The sequence below is a fragment of the Mesorhizobium sp. BR1-1-6 genome (assembly GCF_020165355.1).
Classification (GTDB): domain Bacteria; phylum Pseudomonadota; class Alphaproteobacteria; order Rhizobiales; family Rhizobiaceae; genus Mesorhizobium.
In genome coordinates, this window is the sequence record NZ_JAIUHZ010000026.1 from 35,985 (window position 1) to 50,533 (window position 14,549).

Genomic DNA, 14,549 nt, shown 5'->3' on the forward strand with positions numbered 1-14,549 from the left:
TCTCAGCCAAATGATTCATTACGCTGATGGATTGCTATCGAAGTGGCTGCCCAAAGGGCCGCCGCCGGCGTTGCCGGCGGCGAAGCGGAGGGGCTGAACGCGCTATCCAAACTGCGCCGAAGAGAAGCCCCGGAGCTTCCATGGGGAACAAAATTCGTGGCCGATCGGCCGGGTCATTTCCTCTTCGGCTCGAACCTGTTCGCGCCAGCGATTGCGATCATCTCCTTGCGCCGGAAATAGATCGCGCGGCCGCACCGCAGTGGCGGATTGCCAGCGGTGAAGACGATCTGTTCGTCCGTGCGCATTTGCATGACTTCGTGTGGAAGGATCAGCGGGCGTCGGGCGAGTTGCTTCGAGCGGGTTCTCGACGTGCCGTTCATCCGTGAGGAAGTGCTGGTCTGATCGACCTCGACCGTCGTGTCGCCGCAACGCTTCGAAATGTATTCGGCCGTTTCAGGGTCATTGATCGCGGCGAACGATGTCCACGAGGCGGATTCGAACCATTTCGAACAGGCGTCGCGTCCGCCATAGGCTTCGCGCATCTGCCCGATCGACTGGAACAGCATCAGGAGACTGATTCCGTATTTGCGGCCTGCGTCACGGGCGGTTTCGAGAATGCGCATGTAGCCGAGGCGCGCTACCTCGTCGAGCAGGAAAAGGGTGCGGTCTTCGACGTCGCCATTGCGATTGTAGATGGCATTCATTAGCGACCCGATGATTACCCGCGCAAGGCCCGGATGGTTCTCGAGTGTCTTCAGGTCGAGGTTGATGAAGATGTCGGTGTTTCGCACTGCAACCTCGTCCGTCGCAAAACTTCTGCCAGAGACGAGCGCGGCGTAGTTCTCGTAGGACAGCCAGTGCGTTTCCTTGGACGCAGCGCCATAGATGCCCGAGAATGTCTCCGGTGTCATGTTGATGAAGGGCGCGACGTTCTCGCGGACAAATGCGCTTTGCGACGAGTCGTAGATTTCCTGTAACCGGGTTCGCAGTTTTGGTTCCGGCTCGGCAAGATTGGTCCGGACCTGGCGTAGCGTCTGATTCCCGGTTGGCGTGTGCCCGGAGAGGCAGACGTCCGCTATCAGGGCCGTCACCAACTGCTGCGCCGATCCACGAAAGAAATCGTTTCGGCTGGCGTCGACCCGCGGATTGTCGGTCATGATCCAGGATGCAACCGCGGCGATGTCCTCCTCTTTCGTGCCGCCAAACCTGCCAATCCAGTCGAGCGCATTGAAGCCGGTGCCGTCACGTCCCGGATCGATGACATAGACCTGTCGATTGAGCGATTTGCGATGCGCGGTAACTATCGGGGCGACCTCGTTGGAGGGATCCAGAACCACTAGTCCACTCCTCCATTGAAGGGTGGTCGGAATGGTCACCGACGTTGTCTTGAAGCCGCCGGACCCGGCAAAGACGATCGCATGACCCGATCCGAAGTTGCCCGCGAAGCCGAGCAGTGGTTTGCGCCCGCCACTGCCCCAGCTGTCGTGATCGCTCGCCTTGAACGATCTGGGGGCAACTGTGTCGCGGTCGACACGATAACGCTCTCCGACGACGATGCCGCCTCCTGCGGGAAAAAGTTTTGCGGCCTCGGTCAATCTCATCCAGTCAGCGTCGCCGTGGATGGAGCGCTTGCCCGGGATCCGCTTCGGCGCAGGTGATACGAAGGCCGCGTTGCCGAGAAGTGTAACTCGAAGGGCGAAGATACCAGCGCCCAAGGCGACCATTGCGCCGCCGAACGCAAAAGGATCGGCATATGACAACAGCGTTCCCTCGGCGACGCGATCCGACAATGAAAGGAGCCTGCCGCTTTCATTGATGACGGCGATCACCACCACGAGCATCGCGCCGAGGAGCGCGCTGAGGCCCGCCGATCTGATCGATGCCGAGCCGGCGGCAGCAAACAGAAAAATCAGTCCGACGCCGCCCGCCGTCGCGTAAGGAAGAGCCAGCCCGACCTTACCGAGAAACTGATATGCGGAACGTGATGTTCCAAACGAAGCGAGCCAGGTCTCAATCCCGGTCAGGCCCCACAGCGTTGCCATCATAAGTGCCGCCGGCGCGATTGTGAGTACGAGTTTCTTCCATATCATTGCCGAAGGCAGCCTTTCCGATTGCGCGCAGGCGCGCCCATTCCATCTGGTTGTCAGTGCGGCGCGCCAGATCGACGAGAGCACCCAGGATCACGGCGCGATCGGCCGAGCGAAGGCCGGCCTTCACGACCAGACCGCCGAGTTGGATTTTCTCGCGGGTATCGCGCTTGCGCTCCTCCGCCGACTGCCGTCGCTGCATGTTCATCACTCGCTCAAGCATCGCCTTCAGCAGGCCGAGCCGGCTTCGGCGCGGCTTGCCGGCGTTTCTCGCTTCCCGCCTGAAATCGTCCGGCGATCTCCGCGAAAACGTCCGAGAGCTTCGCCTCGTCAATATCGAGATCGCCCAAGCCGGCCTTGACCGCGATGCGGCCGATCCGTTCGGCCTCCTTGGCCTCGGCAGCCTTCAGTTGATCGTGCAGGCGCTCGATCTCCTCTTTGATCTTCGACGATGATTTTCTCATGGTGTTTGCTCCGGCTCATGTCGCTCATTTCGAGAAGCCGATCATTAGGGTGAAGCCTGGTGCCGACACCTGCGGATTTCCGAAGCTGTCGTGCGGCAAGCGCTGCCGCAGTATCCCGCCGAACAAAGAGAGGATTGAAGGGCGCACTTATACGTCGCTTGCGCGACGGTGTGCTCCCGGCGGGAGCTTTGAAGCCGGATGGCCATCTACCACTTGCATGCGCAGATCATCGGCCGGGGAGAAGGCCGCAGCGCGGTCGCGTCCGCCGCCTACCGGCATTGCGCACGGATGGAGATCGAGGCGGAGGCGCGGGTCGCCGACTATTCGAACAAGCACGGGCTTGCCCATTCCGAGTTTGCCTTGCCTGAAGCAGCGCCAGCATGGCTGCGCAGCCTGATCGACGGGCGCGACGCGGCAGGCGCTTCCGCGGCCCTCTGGAATGCCGTCGAGGCTTTCGAGAAGCGAGCCGACGCGCAATTCATGCGCGAGATGGATCTGGCGCTTCCAATCGAATTTTCTCGCGAGCAGAACATCGCGCTGGCGCGGGCATTCGTGGCGGAACAAATTCTTCCGCGCGGCATGGTTGCCGATTGGGCCTATCACGACAGTCCCGGCAATCCGCATATCCATCTCATGACGACGCTGAGGCCGCTGGCGCAAGACGGATTCGGGCCGAAGCGGATCGCGGTGCTTGACGAGGATGGCAACCCGCTTCGGATCAAATCGAAGCTGAATCCGCGCGGGAAGATTGTCTACCGCCTGTGGGCCGGAGATGAGAAGACCCTGAATGAGTGGCGCGAAGCCTGGGCGGCCCTGCAAAACCGAGATCTCGCCAAGCAAGGGCTCGACATTCGTGTCGATCACCGCTCCTTCGACGAACGGAGACTGGAGCTCGTGCCAACCTCCAAGATCGGCGTCGGTGCAACACACATCGCCCGGGAGGCGGCAGCCAGGGGGCGCGGCGTCGATCTCGACCGGATGCGTATATTCGAGGAGCAGAGACAAGAATCGGCGAAACGGATTGAACGCCGCCCAGAAATCATTCTCGACATGATCGCGCGCGAACGCAGCGTCTTTGCCGAGCGCGATCTGGCGAAGCTGGTGCATCGCTATGTCGATGATCCGGCAAGGTTCTCGAGCGTCATGGCGCGGCTGGTGACTAGCCCCGAGCTGGTACGGCTGCAACGCGAGACGCTCGACTTCGAGACTGGCGAACGCATTCCGGAAAGGCTTGCCACAAGAACGATGATCCGCACCGAGGCCGAGATGGCTCGGCAGGCATTGCACCTGTCTGGGGAGGAGACTTTTGCCGTCTCGAACGACGCGCTCGCGGTCACGTTCCACGAGCATGCCTATCTGCACGACGAGCAACGCGCCGCGGTTGAATATGTGACTGGTGCATCCCGCATCGCTGCGATCGTCGGCCTCGCAGGCGCGGGAAAAACGAGCGCGCTGAAAGCGGCACGGAAGGCTTGGGAACGCGAAGGTTTTCGCGTCGTTGGCGGGGCGCTCGCCGGCAAGGCGGCCGAAGGCCTGGAAAAGGAAGCGGCAATCGCGGCGCGCACATTGGCGTCATGGGAGCTTCGGTGGGGGAGGGGTACTGACCTCCTCGACGGCAAGACGGTTTTCGTAATGGACGAGGCCGGTATGGTCGCATCGAGACAGATGGCGTTGTTTGTCGAGGCGGTCGCCCGCGCCGGGGCCAAGCTCGTCCTGGTCGGCGACGGCGAGCAGCTTCAGCCGATCGAAGCGGGCGCTGCTTTTAGAGCGATCCATGACCGCGTCGGCTATGTGGTGCTCGAAAATGTCCGCCGCCAGAAGCAGGACTGGATGCGCAAAGCGAGCGTGGATTTCGCGCGCGGCAGGACGGCGGATGCGATCAACGCCTATCGCGCCCGTGGCAAGGTTCTCGGCAGCCAGACCAAGGCTGAAGCGATCAAGATGCTGATCGGCGACTGGAACCGCGATTTCGATCCTGCAACCTCGTCGATCATCCTCGCGCACCTTCGCCGCGATGTGAGTTCGCTGAACGAGCAGGCCCGCGCGGCACTTATCGAGCGTGGCGTGATCGGCGAAGGGTTTCGATTCCAGACCGAACAGGGACCACGGAACTTCGCAGGCGGCGACCAGATCGTATTCCTGCGAAACGAGAATTCGCTAGGTGTGAAGAACGGCATGATAGGCCGCGTCGCCGAGGCGAAGCTGGGTTGCATCATCGTCGAGGTAGGCGACGAAAGACGCCGGGTCGAGATCGCCCAGACATTTTATCGCGATATCGATCACGGCTACGCAACGACGATCCACAAGTCGCAAGGCGCGACCGTTGATCGGGTAAAAGTGCTCGCCTCGCTCTCGCTCGACAAGCATCTTTCTTATGTTGCCATGACCCGCCATCGCGAGGATGTCGCGCTGTATTACGGGCGTCGATCCTTTGAGAAGGCGGGCGGCCTGATCCCGCTCCTGTCACGCCGCAATGCCAAGGAAACGACGCTCGACTATGCCGGCTCGCGCGAATATCTCGATGCTCTTCGCTATGCGATGAACCGCGGCCTCCATGCGTTCCGCGTCGCCAGAGCCCTGCTCGACGACCAGCTGCGTCTCATCGCTCGCGCCAGGGAGAAGGTGGCGAGACTGGGTGTCAAGCTCGCGGCGTTCGCCTCAAGCGCTAGCTTGCGACCGGTCAAGCAAGCGTCGGCTCCGAATGCTTCTTCCCGCTCATGGGTCCTGAGACCCGCTTCCACGGCCAACGCGCCCACCAACGTCGTCGAACCACTGGTGCGCGGTGTGACGCAATGGGTGCAATCGCTCACTGAGATTGTGAAGGAAAATGTTTTGTCCGAAACGTCAGTGAAGCTGCAATGGCGCGAGGTGTCGGACCGCTTTGCGCAGATCTATCGGGATCCGCATGCGGCCGCGAACGCCATGAAAATCGACGCGGTGGTCGAAGCGCCCGATCGTCATCGCGCCGTGCTCGATCGACTTGCAGTCGACCCCGAAACTTTCGGCGAGTTGCGAGGTAATGTCGGGCTCTTCGCCTCGAAGGCCGAGAAGCAGGAACGGCAGATGGCGATCGAAGGAGGTGCCGCGCTCAACACAGAGATCGAGCGCTACATCCGCCTTAGGTCGGAGGCTTCCAATCGGTTTGAGGTCAAGGAAACGGAAGCGCGTCAACGCGCATCGATCGATATACCGGCGCTTTCTCAGTCCGCAACCGTCGTCATGGAGCAGGTACGCGATGCGATAGACCGCAACGATCTGCCGGCCGCGCTCGGCTTCGCACTCGCCGACCGCATGGTCAAGGCCGAGATCGATCTGATGAATGCCGCACTCGGCCAGCGTTTCGGGGAGCGCGCCCTGCTGGGACTGGACGCACAAAAGATCGATGGTCCAGCCCATAAGACGCTGTCAGCGAGTATGCCCGCCGCCGAGAAAAAGAAACTCGCGGAAGCCTGGCCGACCTTGCGTGCGGCACAGCAGCTCGCCGCGTATGAGCGATCCGTCCAGGCAATGAAGCAGGCAGAAACCGCCAAGCTCGTTCAACGCCCGACCCTCAAATCTGGTTTGTGACGATGCACCATCAACGTCGAAACGCTTTCACCATTCTTGGCGCCGGCGCCGCACTACTGCTGTTGATCGCCGCGGCCGGAGCATGGGGTGGTTATCGGCTGAACATGACGCGGAGCTATCCGCTTGGTCTCTGGCGGATCGAGGTGATGCAACGGGAAGCAAAGGTGGGTGACATCATCTTCATCTGTCCGCCGGAAGCATCGGTCTTCGAACTGGCGCTCAAGCGCGGCTATCTCCCGCGAGGTCTGTGCACCGGAGGAACCGGTCCGCTGATCAAGAAGGTCGCGGCAATCGCCGGACAGGACATCGCCGTCGATGCTCGCGTGCATATCGATGGCCGCCTCCTCGATCATTCCGAACTCCGCGCGGTCGATGGCAAGGGCAGGTTGCTCCCAGCCTTCGCCGGCGGCGTGGTTCCGGCCGGCAAGGTCTTCCTTTACTCCAGATTTCCAGGTTCATATGATTCGCGCTATTTTGGGCCGGTTTCGGCCGCTGGCATTCTCGGCCTTGCGAAACCGATCCTCACCTTCACGCCTTGATCGACTTTGTTCGATGATACTCATCGCCGGGGGTGTCGCTGCTGGCGCGATCGGCTGGAGCGGAAATCCGCTTGCTCTTCCGATGGCCATGGCATTTCCTGCGCTGTGGGCGCTTTCGCCTTCGCGCCTGGTTGCCGCCTGCGCGTCCGCAGGTTATTTCCTGGCGGCGTCGCGGGGTCTGCCGCAGGGCGTAGCGAACTTCTACGGCTCGCAGTTCGCGGTCGGCATCGCGCTTTGGTTTACTGCGTCGCTCGCTTTCGTAGCCGTCCATGCGGTCCTCTGGACGTCGAGCCAGGGCTGGCGCGTGCTACGCTACGCGATCGCCGCGGTGGCGATCAGTATCCCGCCCTTCGGTGTTGTCGGCTGGGCGCATCCAATCACGGCCGCCGGAATTCTGTTTCCAGCATGGGGTTGGTTCGGGCTAGCTGCGGCTGCAATCCTCATGCTCACCATGGCGACGAAGCGATGGCCAATCGCGGCCGCGCTGCTGGGTGGGTTTTGGACTTGGTCCGCCGCACATTGGACGCCGCCAAATCCGCCAGAAGGTTGGGTGAGTGTCGATACACGGTTCCGGGGTTCGGCCGGTCACTATGCCGGCTATGCACAACAAGGCGAGACGATCATTGTCGCCAAAACAGCGGCCATGGACGGCGCGCGCATCATTGTCCTACCGGAAAGCGCCGCTGGTCTCTGGACACCGACTGTCGAACGGCTCTGGACACGGGCGCTGACTGGGAGCGGCGTGACTGTCATTGCTGGGGCCGCCGTGGTCGACCAGGGTGGCTATGACAACGTCATGATGCGGATATCGGCCGAGGGAAGTGAAATCCTCTATCGAGAGCGCATGCCGGTGCCGATCTCCATGTGGCAACCATGGCTCGCGTGGGTCGGGCAGCGCAGCGGGGCGAGGGCACATGTCTTTGCCAATCCTGTCGTCGATGTCGAGGGCGTGAAGGTTGCGCCGCTGATCTGCTACGAGCAGCTCATCGTCTGGCCGGTGCTACAATCCATGCTCTATCGCCCGGATGCCATCGTCGCGAGCGGGAATGGCTGGTGGACGGCAAGCACCAGCATCCTCGCGATCCAAGAGGCGAACGCACAAGCCTGGGCGTCTCTGTTCGGCTTGGCGCTCGTTTCGGCGGTCAATCGCTGACGGAAAAGGCCGGTCGTATCGAGGGACTGGGCGATAGCGTAGGCTACGGCCTTCTTGTCAAGGCTCGCTCCATGAGTTATATGACTACTTTGGTCACAGGGTTATCAAGATGAAAGAGGTTCAGCTTAAAGATGTGAAGGCGACGTTCTCGCATGTCGTCGACGAAGCGGTTGCAGGCGCCCCGACGGTTGTCACCCGTCACGGCAAAAGAGAGGCTGTCGTAATCAGCTATGCGGAGTACCAGCGCCTTTCCCGTGTGCCATCGCTGGGTTGGCTGCTTACAAATTCGCCGTTGGAGGACGGTGACCTGCTAGCGCGAAGCCGAAAGCCCGCACGAGCTCTGCGTGACCCGGCGTTTTGACGTTGTACCTTCTGGATACGAATGTCGTCAGTTTGCTCGCCCCCTCGAGACGCAGGACACCCTCCGATGAAAGACTAGTTGCCTGGATCGTCGACAGATCCTCCGACCTTTGGCTGTCCGTCATCACCTCGGCTGAGATCGAGGACGGTATTGCGAACGCCAAGCGAACCGGTGCCACCAAAAAAGCGGCCGCGCTCGCTGAATGGTGGGGAGAAATTCGTCACTACTACGGTAGCCGCATTCTGCCTCTTGATCTCGAGACGGCAACGATAACCGGGCAACTTATGGCAGTCGCCCGCGGAGCTGGCATCTCTCCCGGTTTCGAGGATATCGCGATTGCTGCCACAGCCACGCAACACGATCTAGTCGTGCTCACGGACAATGAAAAGGATTTCAGACCGCTCGGAGTTCGGTGTCAGAATCCGTTCATCGGGCTTCCCGGTTAGCTTGCTCGACCAAAATGTTGAAGTTCACATAAGTATCTGAATAGTAATCACAAATGTTAGTTCCATAATACATGTTATGCAACTCTAAGCTATTGCCGCAAAATAGAAATGTCTTGATTCCGCAAAGTAGGAATGTCGCCCTGCTCGCCGATGAGCGAGGGAGACGGCGGGTTGGGACTGATCTTAATGAGCGAGCGCGAGCTGCAACGCATCGAGGTGCTGTCGAAGGTTTTGGAGCGGCGCATGACGGTTGTCTCGGCGGCGCATGTCCTGGATATGACAACGCGCCAGGTCCAGCGTCTGCTGAAGGCGTTCCGGACTGAAGGCGCCGCGGCACTTCGGCACAAGGCTCGAGGACGACCGTCGAACCATCGATATGTCGCCGGCATCGGTGAGTTGGCGGTTCGGCTGGTTCGGGAACACTATCTCGACTTCGGGCCGACCTTGGCGGCCGAGAAGTTGGCGGCGAACCACGGCCTGATCGTGTCGCGAGAGACGTTGCGCAAATGGATGGCGGAAGCCGGAATCTGGCTGTCGCGCAAGCAGCGCCGGACATTCCATCAGCCTCGTTTGCGTCGAGAATCTTATGGCGAGCTGGTGCAGATCGACGGCAGTGATCACCGTTGGTTCGAGGAGCGGGGCGATCCATGCACCCTGCTCGTCTTCATCGACGACGCCACGAGCAAGCTCCAGCAGCTTCGCTTTGTGAAGTCGGAGAGCACCTTCAGCTACTTCGAGGCGCTGGAACTCTATCTGAAGGCACACGGCTGCCCAGTCGCATTCTACTCCGATAAGCACACTGTGTTTCGTGTCGCCAAGAAGGATGCCAAGGCAGGCCGCGGCATGACCCAGTTCGGCCGCGCCTTGTCAGAACTCAACATTGAGATCCTGTGCGCCAATTCGAGCCAGGCCAAAGGCCGGGTCGAAAGGGTCAATCGGACGCTGCAGGACCGTCTTGTGAAGGAACTGCGCCTCGCCGGCATATCGGACATCGAGGCGGCCAATGCGTTCCTACCGGCGTTCATGGTCGACTTCAACGAGAGGTTCGCCAAGGTCTCTGCCCGACCGGACAATCTGCATCGCGCGTTGAATGTTGCGCCGGATCGGCTGCGTGACGTGCTGTGCAAGCGGGAGCAGCGCTATGTCGGCCAGCAATTGTCATTCTCCTACGAGCGCAGGCAAATCATGCTGGAGAAGAACGAGCTTTCGTGCGGACTGGTCGGCAAATACGTCGATATCTACGAGTTCGCCGACGGTCGGCTGGACGTTCGGTGGAGAGCGTGTTCCCTGCCCCACACCGTCTTCGACAAGGAGCAGCGCGTCACGCACACGGCGATCACCGAGAACAAGCGGCTCGGCGAAGTGCTGACCTGGATCAAGGCTCAGCAGGACGAGGCGCGGCCTCCGCCGAAGATCAAGACCAACAGCGAGCAGAGCGCCTACAAGAAGCGCGGAACGAGGCCGGGTCGCAGGACGGATTTCATGAACGATCCTGCTGTCATCGCGCGGCGAGAACAGGCACTGGCAAGGTTGGCCGCAGCCGAGTGAAGCGGCTCTCAAAGCCAAAGCCGAGGGGAACCTACTGGAACCGCACCCGATCGGGCTGCGCAACCCCGACCAGCTTACGCCCGATCGGGCGCTCCGTCGGCGCCAGGGTCCGCCTAATTGTCGCATTTCTAACTTGCTGCACCCTGCCCTTTGGAACGGCCAATGCGACATTTCTACTTTGCAGAACCGGCGACATTTCTACATCGCCGCCACATAAGCTGTAGCAGCTAAGTTAAAATGTCGGGACCTGGCAAAGTAGGAATGTCGCTCCTGCCTTGCCAATCCTGCCTGCGATCGGCAGATTGGGACTGGTTCTGATGAGCGAACGCGAGCAGGTGTGTCGAAGAGATCCGGCGGCTGTTGAAGACGTTGCAGGCGCATGGCGCTGCGGCTCTCCGGCACAAGGCGCGTGGCCGGCGCTCCAACAATCACATTGTCGATGGCGTTCGCGACTTCGTGCTGGAGCTGATCCGGGAAGACTACGTCGACTTTGGACCGACGCTTGCGCGCGAGAAGCTGGTCGAACGGCTCGCGGTCAGCAAGGAGATGCTGCGCAAATGGATGGCGGAGGCTGGGATTTGGACGTCGCGCCGTGAGCGCAAGCGCCGGTTGCATCAGCCACGGGGCCGGCGCCACCGCATCGGCGAGCTGGTCCAGATCGATGGCTCGCACCGTGAAGGAATTGCGTCTGCGCGGCATCAGCACGATCGAGGCATCCGATGCCTATGCGGCCGAGTTCCACCGCTGATTTCAAAGCTCGTTTCGGCAAGGAACCGCGCAGTTCCGAAGGACATGCATTCGTCCCCTCGCCGATCATGAGAACCTGGAAGAACCTACCCGGCCTGTCGTATCCGAAGTGAGCCGCGAGCCTTCGGTTCTGCTTCCTTCCCTTCCAGAAGCTTAAGGATGTGACCAATCTTCAAAAGCTTGCCAGTGACGCCAGCGGCTATCGCCTGCGTCATGCGGCGCGAGGCATCAGTGCGTCGCTCAATTGTAATACCTGAAATGGAGGCCACCCGGCTGGCGTGAGCCTCTGCCTTGTTAGAAAAGCCATTGGTCTGGCGCGTGAAATGGCGCTAGTACATCCGCTTGGTCATGCGCAGGGGCCGCAACGGGGGTTGGCGGGCGCCGATGCTCGTCGCGCGCGCGTTGATCTCACGATGCTGCGAGCATTCGCCGGTTGTTTAACAACTTCATGATGCCGTGTGCGGTCATTGGTCGGCTCAGCGCATAGCCTTGCAAGATGTCACAGCCCAAATTCTTGAGGACCTTGGCCTGCTGCATCGTCTCGACACCTTCGGCGATGACCTCCACGCCCAAGGACCGGCCAATCTGCACAATCGATCGTACGACCTCTCGCTGCTGGGCTGACCTGGCGATTGGACCAATTAGCTGGCGTGCAATTTTCAACCGTCGCGGTTGAAGCTTGAGCAAGCTGACAATCGACGCATGGCCGGTGCCGAAATCGTCAATTTCGATGTCGATTCCGAGTTCCTTGATCTGGTTGACGTTCCAGATCATAAGCTCATCGTTGTCGTCGAGGAAGATTGACTCTAGAAGTTCGAACGAAACGGTTCCTGGTTTTATCGAAAGTGACGTCAGGCTGTTGATCAGCTCCTCGTCCTGAAGCCGTCTCGCAGAGACGTTCACCGAAGCGCGCGGAACCAGGAGGCCGGCCCTCTGCCAGCGATCAAAGTCGCGGAGGGTTTGTTCCAGTACTAGTCGGTCAATAATTGAAACGACATTCAACTCTTCAGCAATCTTGAGGAACCCGGCTGGCGTCTGAAGTCCGTCGGCGGGATGGTTCCAGCGCGCCAGCGCCTCAACGCCCGCAACCTCCAGCGTTTTGGCATCGAACTGTAGCTGGTAATGTGGAACAAACTCGTTGCGTTCCAACCCTGCGAGGATCTCGTCGGCTACCCGTTTGGTCCGAATGATCTCAGACTGGAGGTCTTGGGTGAAGAACTCATATCGATTGCGTCCCCGACTCTTGGCCCGGTAAAGGGCTATATCCGCGTTGACCATCAGGCGTGGGCCGTCGATGGGACCGTCCGCATCGACTGCAATCCCGATGCTAACGCCGATACGGCATTGATGGTCCTTGTAGGGAATCGGCTGCCGCAATCTATGTATGATACGGTCGGCCAGCTGTTTAAGCTGATCAGTTGAGATATCGCGTCTGCAGACTACCACAAACTCATCGCCTCCGACTCGGGCAACGAAGTCTGATGAGCGAACAGTTGATGTCAGCTCCTTTGCGGTATGGATCAGCACGGCGTCGCCGATGGCATGGCCGAGCGTGCCATTTATCTGTTTGAAACGATCGAGATCAAGATGCAGAAGCGCGGCGCCGCTGCCAGGCGTTGAGCCTGTGGCGGCATAGCTATCGAGCATCGTGTCGAGGTGGCGGCGATTCGGAAGGCCGGTCAGTGAGTCGTGAAGCGCCGTATGCTCATTGCGCGCTGTCGCCGCCTCAAGCTCAGCACTCCTCGTTTCGGCGAGATCCTTTGCCCGTTCCAGTTCCCGTGTCTGGATCACATCCGCCGTCACGTCCCATTCCGCGCCAACCATTTTGTAGTCGGTGCCGTCCCTGTAAGTCTTGGCACGCACGCGGACGTGTCGGACAACTCCATTGGGAAGCACCACACGATATTGCGAAGAGTATATGCCGGTTGCGATCCCTTGCGCGAAATCCCGCTTAGCCTCGTCGAGATCGTCAGGGTGGATCGATCTTGACCACTCTTCGAAGGTCCTTGGTTCGCCATCTGCTGACTTGCCATAGATTTCGTTCAGGCGGTCGTCCCAGAATATAATGTCCGAGTCGAGATCCTGCTCCCAGACGCCAATTTGCGAGGCGTCAAGCGCAAGCTCCAGCCTCTCTGAAAGCTGTGCCAGTCGTCGTTCGCCGCGGCGCAGATCGGCGTAATGCTTATACCGCTGATCGAGAAGCCGCCCCGCCAAGACGATCGGAACCACGACCAGGGCGCCGCCGATGAGCATTGTTAGTCGCAAAATCCAGGCGTTGCGAGGCGTGGTGTTCCAGCCACCCTTGGGAATCGCAGAAATCTGCCAAGACCCTGTCGGCAACCGCACCTCGGAAGTGACGGGATCTTGTTCCGTCACGTACGCGGGACCGTAAAATCGCGCCCCGCTTCTCCCGAGAGCGTCCTTACCGATCAGAGCGATTTCGATTGGCAGGTTCTTGTCTAAAAGACCGCTGTCCGCGTACAGCTTCTGAACGTCGATCACGGCGGCCACTATGCCCCAGAAGGTCTCGCGAGGGCCGTCACGGTCAAGGAAGACAGGAAATCGCCCGATGAATGCCTGACCTCCTTGTTTGAGTTCTACCGGCCCGGCTAATACCAGTTGCTTGTTATCGCGTGCCCGAAGTACTGCCTCGCGCAGCCTTTCGTCTTCGCGGAAGTCCAGCCCTATCGCTTTTTCATTGCCTTCCCTCGGATACATCAACGAGACGACCAGGTCAGGGGCCCCGGCAATGTTTCTGATCTGTGTCTTCTCGCGAAAGAGGCTCTTTGCCAGTTTGGCAAAGCGAGCTTGGCTCATGTTCGGTTCAGTAACGATCGTCGCGACCAGACCACGCGCCAGTTGAAGGTCTCCGTTGACATTACCCTCAAGTTTGGCGCGAACGAGGTTCATCTCCTTCGCAACGTCAACGCGCAATGCCTGCTCGGTGACAATGCTATTTTGATGGTCGGCAAAAATTCCGGCAGTTAACAGCACCGCAAGGGCGATCACTGCCGGAAGACTGGTCCAGGACATCAAGGTGCGGAAGCGCTGATGAATAGCAAATGGCAAGATGGAATCTCGGTCGCCCTGATTTCCAGTTGGCGCAGGATATCGGAGCCGACTTAATCGAATCTCTTCGCCTCTACTCAAAATTTATAAAAGACACCTGGAAGACTAACGCGTATCTGGCGCGCGCTGGTCTCGCCAGCAGGCGCTTGCGTTTGCGATCCTCGCAGACCGGCCTCGATCCCCAGTCCCTGTTCGATGAGACGTGGATCAAGGCCAACATGGCTCGCTGCCATGTTGGCGGCCGAAGTGGCAGCGGCTGTGCGCCCTGGCTCCGCGCGGCCATTGCCGCACCCTGACCTTCCGTGGCGCGCTGCGCTGTATGGGTGCGCGGCTGCTCCACGAATATAAGGCGATCAGCGCTGCCGGCATGGACTAAGCGGCGCCCCGCAGCCAACGCCGGCGTGGTTTTTTCGGTTGTAGACAACGATGGATCTATTGCATCAACACGCTTTCGCTGGTCCGTCATTCATGGGCAACGATGTTGCATCGACGGGCTGACGTCTGCGGAAATGCCTCTCGGGCTCCGACGAACTCTTCGAACCCGTTGGGCACATATCGGCGCCGGCAC

Annotated in this window: 9 protein-coding genes and 3 pseudogenes; 8 read left to right on the forward strand and 4 right to left on the reverse strand. The window is 60.1% G+C overall.

Features of this window, described 5'->3' with window-relative positions:
- Positions 1 to 173: 173 nt before the first annotated feature.
- From traG to LB545_RS28665, 3 genes and pseudogenes are all read right to left on the reverse strand, one after another.
- Positions 174 to 2,090, reverse strand: coding sequence for a Ti-type conjugative transfer system protein TraG (gene traG, locus LB545_RS28655; protein WP_140584574.1), 1,917 nt, complete (start codon positions 2,088 to 2,090; stop codon positions 174 to 176).
- Positions 2,080 to 2,289: pseudogene (gene traD / locus LB545_RS28660) on the reverse strand (conjugal transfer protein TraD); the annotation flags it as partial. The gene traG and the pseudogene traD, both read right to left, overlap by 11 nt.
- Positions 2,290 to 2,302: 13 nt before the next feature.
- Positions 2,303 to 2,551 carry a TraC family protein gene (locus LB545_RS28665; RefSeq protein ID WP_140584575.1) on the reverse strand — a complete coding sequence of 83 codons (249 nt, stop codon included), beginning with the start codon at positions 2,549 to 2,551 and terminating at the stop codon, positions 2,303 to 2,305.
- Between the two features lie 198 nt (positions 2,552 to 2,749).
- On the opposite strand from LB545_RS28665, the gene traA reads away from it, so the two are divergent.
- The 7 genes and pseudogenes from traA to LB545_RS31245 all read left to right on the forward strand — a co-directional run.
- On the forward strand, positions 2,750 to 6,118 hold the full coding sequence (gene traA / locus LB545_RS28670; protein WP_140584576.1) for a Ti-type conjugative transfer relaxase TraA: 3,369 nt from the start codon (positions 2,750 to 2,752) through the stop codon (positions 6,116 to 6,118).
- 2 nt (positions 6,119 to 6,120) lie between these two features.
- Positions 6,121 to 6,657: a conjugative transfer signal peptidase TraF gene (gene traF, locus LB545_RS28675; protein WP_140562278.1), complete on the forward strand. Its 537-nt coding sequence runs from the start codon at positions 6,121 to 6,123 to the stop codon at positions 6,655 to 6,657.
- A gap of 13 nt (positions 6,658 to 6,670) precedes the next feature.
- On the forward strand, positions 6,671 to 7,810 hold the full coding sequence (locus tag LB545_RS28680) for a conjugal transfer protein TraB (RefSeq protein WP_140584577.1): 1,140 nt from the start codon (positions 6,671 to 6,673) through the stop codon (positions 7,808 to 7,810).
- 109 nt (positions 7,811 to 7,919) lie between these two features.
- Complete coding sequence (locus LB545_RS28685; RefSeq protein WP_140501355.1) at positions 7,920 to 8,171, forward strand: type II toxin-antitoxin system Phd/YefM family antitoxin; 252 nt, start codon at positions 7,920 to 7,922, stop codon at positions 8,169 to 8,171.
- Positions 8,172 to 8,173: 2 nt separating this feature from the next.
- On the forward strand, positions 8,174 to 8,617 hold the full coding sequence (locus LB545_RS28690; protein ID WP_140501354.1) for a type II toxin-antitoxin system VapC family toxin: 444 nt from the start codon (positions 8,174 to 8,176) through the stop codon (positions 8,615 to 8,617).
- Positions 8,618 to 8,788: 171 nt separating this feature from the next.
- Entirely contained in the window at positions 8,789 to 10,165 is a 1,377-nt protein-coding gene (locus tag LB545_RS28695; protein ID WP_181172000.1) for an ISNCY family transposase, read from the forward strand.
- A gap of 299 nt (positions 10,166 to 10,464) precedes the next feature.
- Positions 10,465 to 10,994, forward strand: a pseudogene (locus LB545_RS31245) (hypothetical protein); the annotation flags it as partial.
- A 326-nt stretch (positions 10,995 to 11,320) separates the two neighbouring features.
- Here LB545_RS31245 and LB545_RS28705 read toward each other — a convergent pair.
- Positions 11,321 to 13,945 (reverse strand): EAL domain-containing protein, encoded by a 2,625-nt coding sequence (locus tag LB545_RS28705; RefSeq protein ID WP_140584553.1) that lies wholly within the window; start codon positions 13,943 to 13,945, stop codon positions 11,321 to 11,323.
- Positions 13,946 to 14,100: 155 nt separating this feature from the next.
- Here LB545_RS28705 and LB545_RS28710 point away from each other — a divergent pair.
- Positions 14,101 to 14,297, forward strand: a pseudogene (locus tag LB545_RS28710) (IS630 family transposase); the annotation flags it as partial.
- Between the last annotated feature and the right edge of the window lie 252 nt (positions 14,298 to 14,549).